The sequence below is a fragment of the Exiguobacterium sp. SH5S13 genome (genome assembly GCF_004337085.1).
Taxonomy (GTDB): domain Bacteria; phylum Bacillota; class Bacilli; order Exiguobacteriales; family Exiguobacteriaceae; genus Exiguobacterium; species Exiguobacterium aurantiacum_A.
In genome coordinates, this window is record NZ_SJUS01000082.1 from 1 (window position 1) to 396 (window position 396).

Sequence of the window (396 nt, forward strand, 5' to 3'; positions counted from 1 at the left end):
GAATATTTCCCACTGAATATCCCATTCCTGTTCAACGGCAGGGTTCGTTTTGAGCTCCTCATCGGTCATTTCCCGACCAGCCTGAGTCATTTCCAACATCGCTACCGTAGTAATGGAAGTCTTACTAACCTCAATAGCGTGTTCCAGCGTTTCGCCGCTAAGACGAGAATGCATTAATTCGCTTAATGCGACGCAGGCATCAATCGCCGGGTAAACGCCGTACAAATCATAGTCGTCGGCTGCCGGAATCGCCTCTTCAAACTTCTCCAGTTGGCTATCGAAATTGACCTTCGCATCTTTCACCGTCAGGGTTTCCCAGATCAGATCCAGAATGCGACGGTAGATCTGTCCGTCGCCGAATTCCGTCTGCTTGCAAAACATGGCGTAGTTCGGGTA

The 396-nt window shown here is 49.7% G+C and carries 1 protein-coding gene; it reads right to left on the reverse strand.

Going from position 1 to position 396, the window contains the following annotated elements:
• Positions 1-396 (reverse strand): YjaG family protein (locus EVJ30_RS15080; protein ID WP_131469579.1); only part of this gene is annotated, 396 nt, incomplete at both ends.